This window comes from Pseudomonas sp. P7759 (genome assembly GCF_013386445.1).
Taxonomy (GTDB): Bacteria; Pseudomonadota; Gammaproteobacteria; order Pseudomonadales; family Pseudomonadaceae; genus Aquipseudomonas; species Aquipseudomonas azotoformans_A.
Window position 1 is genome coordinate 845 of record NZ_JACART010000046.1, and the last position, 2528, is coordinate 3372.

Genomic DNA, 2528 nt, shown 5'->3' on the forward strand with positions numbered 1-2528 from the left:
GTAATTGCCTACAACCGTTTCGCCGCACGTGGCCAGACTCTGCTGACCCGCTACTACGCCTTCGGCAACGAGCTGCAAGTGCGCCTGCACCGCACCTTGCGCGGTACGCCGATCAACCTGGCCGTGGCCGCCTGAGCAAGGAGCAAACCGATGTTGACCAGGCCGCAACGCAAGCACGGGCCCAAGGCCGAGATGAACGTGGTGCCTTACATCGACGTGATGCTGGTGCTGCTGGTGATCTTCATGGTCACCGCGCCGATGCTGACCCAAGGCGTAAAAATCGAGCTGCCCAAGGTCGCCGCCGAGGCCCTGGCTACCGACACCCGCCAACAAATCCTCACGCTGTCGGTAAAGGCCGACGGCGGCTACTTCTGGAACCTGGGCGGCGAACTCGACACCACCCACCAAACCGACAGCGCCGTGACCCTCGACGAAATGGGCGCCAAGGTCATGCAGGTGGTGGCGGCGCGCAGCGACACCCAGGTGTATATCCGCGCCGACGACAACGCGGGCTACGGCCGGGTCGTGGCGGCCATGGCGGTGTTGCAGAAGGGCGGTGTCAGCAATCTGGGGTTGGTGACCGAGGCCCCGCAATGACGGCGATGATCATGCACAGTTCGATGCTGGCGGTGGCACCTGGGGAGCCTTCCGGGTTCTGGAGAAACGGCGTGGCGGCCAGCCTCGCGGTGGCGCTGCATGTGGGCGTCCTGGCGGCGCTGATGCTGGGCGGGTCGACAGATAGACCGCCGGTGGAAACGCCGAGGGTGATGCATACCCAGTTGGTGATGATGCCGCCAGCGCCGACGCCAGCTCCCGTGCCTGAGCCTGTGGCCGTCGCAGCGCCTGCGCCGGAGCCTGTGGTGATTCCCGTGCCGGCGAAACCGGTGATCGATCCACAGATCCAGGCACAAAAACTGGAAAAAGCCGCCTTGGCGCGCAAGCGGGTCGAGGAAAAGCAGCTGGAACAGCAACAGGAGCGCCTGGCCACTGAACAGCGCAATCGCGAGCTGGAACAGCAGCGCCTGGCCCAGGAGCGCCTCGCTGCGGAACGCGCACGCCCTGCAGCACCGGCCGCCGCGCCGGCCTTCGACAGCCGCCAGTACCAACCCTTGAGCAAAGAGGCGCCGGACTATCCGGAGCGTGCCCTGGACAAAAACATCGAAGGCGATTGTTCGGTGGAGTACACCGTCAACACCCAAGGGCGTGTCGAAAATCCCAAGGTGCTGGACGGCTGCCATCCGCTGTTCATGCGGCCTTCACTGGCGGCGGCGAATACCTTTCGCTACCAGCCGAGGATCGTCGATGGAAAGCCCGTGCCGGTGCCGGCGGTACGCAATACCTTCCACTACCGCATCAAATGATTTCTCCCAGTCAACACAGGTCCCATGTGGGAGCGGGCTTNNCTCCCACATTTTGATTTGCGTTAGACGTAAGCTAAGTTATTCAGCGCTTGACCCGCCACGTAGCGCTCCAGGTTCGCCAAAAACGTATCCGCAATCTCATTCCGGCTATTTGTCGAAATCGCCGACGTATGCGGCGATAACCTCACCCTTGGATGGGTATACAGCGGATGCCCGTCCGGCAACGGCTCCGGCTCGGTCACATCCAGCGATGCCAGCCCTATCTGACCATTGTCCAGCGCTTCCAGCAGGGCCTCCTGATCCAGTAACCCACCGCGTGCGATATTGATCAGGTGCAACCCCGGCTTGGCGCTGCCCAGCACGTCACGGTTGATGAGCTGCCGCGTGGACTCGGTCAGCGGTGCCGCCACCACCAGGTGATCGGCGCGGGCGAACAGGTCGTGGATGTCCTGGGCGGCGTCGACGCCCGCACTGAACGGCGCCTGGCTTTGGCGCAGCGCTACGACCTTGATCCCCAGGGCCAGGGCTTTTTGCGCGAGGCGTTCGCCTATCGCACCAAACCCCAGGATGCCCAGGGTGGTGCCCTTCAGTGGACGCAACGCGGTGAAATTCCACTGCGAATCCTTTACCCAGATGTCCGGCAAATGCTTGGAGGCGGCAAAGATCGCGGCCAAGGCAAACTCGGCCAGGTTGTCAGCGGCACTGCCACGGGAGGTGGTCACCGGCGGGCCGTTGAACAGCCATTGCGGGTAGAAATCGATGCCCGACGACACCAGGTGCACCCATTGCGCGCCGTACGGCCAACCCGGTGGCGGGGTGTCCGGCGCGGTGTAGCCGCGCACATTGATCGGGCGCAGCAGCAGGATATTGGCCTGGGGCGGCAGGTCGCTCGGTACGCCAACGGGCACGCCGATTACCTGGGCCTCGGGATGGATCTTTGCCAGGCGCTCGCGAATCACTTCATTGAAATCTTCGTCCAGCTGGCTGGCGATAATCACCTGACTCATGTGCGTTCCTTCTGGCGTTGGGCGAAGACGGCTTTGCCGACGCCTTGCAATACGGCGTCGTTCTGCGGGGTATGCACGCGGCTGCACAGCACGTCGCGGTAATGCCGTTGCAACGGGCTATGGCGCGACAGGCCGGGGTTGCCCGAGGCTTCGATGGCCA

3 protein-coding genes and 2 pseudogenes are annotated in these 2528 nt (G+C 63.7%); 3 read left to right on the plus strand and 2 right to left on the minus strand.

What is annotated here, in order from left to right; genetic code table 11:
- From HX823_RS32080 to HX823_RS25895, 3 genes and pseudogenes are all read left to right on the plus strand, one after another.
- Positions 1-135, plus strand: a pseudogene (locus tag HX823_RS32080) (protein TolQ); the annotation flags it as partial.
- Between the two features lie 15 nt (positions 136-150).
- Positions 151-597 (plus strand): protein TolR, encoded by a 447-nt coding sequence (gene tolR, locus HX823_RS25890; RefSeq protein WP_177077360.1) that lies wholly within the window; start codon positions 151-153, stop codon positions 595-597.
- Positions 594-1361 carry an energy transducer TonB gene (locus HX823_RS25895; protein WP_177077362.1) on the plus strand — a complete coding sequence of 256 codons (768 nt, stop codon included), beginning with the start codon at positions 594-596 and terminating at the stop codon, positions 1359-1361. Before tolR ends, HX823_RS25895 begins: the two co-directional genes overlap by 4 nt.
- 62 nt (positions 1362-1423) lie before the next feature.
- Here HX823_RS25895 and HX823_RS25900 read toward each other — a convergent pair whose 3' ends face one another.
- The gene (locus HX823_RS25900; protein ID WP_177077364.1) at positions 1424-2368 is read right to left on the minus strand and encodes a D-isomer specific 2-hydroxyacid dehydrogenase family protein; all 945 of its coding nucleotides are present in this window, start codon (positions 2366-2368) and stop codon (positions 1424-1426) included.
- Positions 2365-2528 (minus strand): annotated as a pseudogene (locus HX823_RS32085) (acyl-CoA/acyl-ACP dehydrogenase); the annotation flags it as partial. The pseudogene HX823_RS32085 and the gene HX823_RS25900, both read right to left, overlap by 4 nt.

Coding starts and splice junctions, on each gene's coding strand:
- tolR (WP_177077360.1), top strand. CDS start 151: ATGTTGACCAGGCCGCAACGCAAGCACGGGCCCAAGGCCGAGATGAAC.
- HX823_RS25895 (WP_177077362.1), top strand. CDS start 594: ATGACGGCGATGATCATGCACAGTTCGATGCTGGCGGTGGCACCTGGG.
- HX823_RS25900 (WP_177077364.1), bottom strand. CDS start 2,368: ATGAGTCAGGTGATTATCGCCAGCCAGCTGGACGAAGATTTCAATGAA.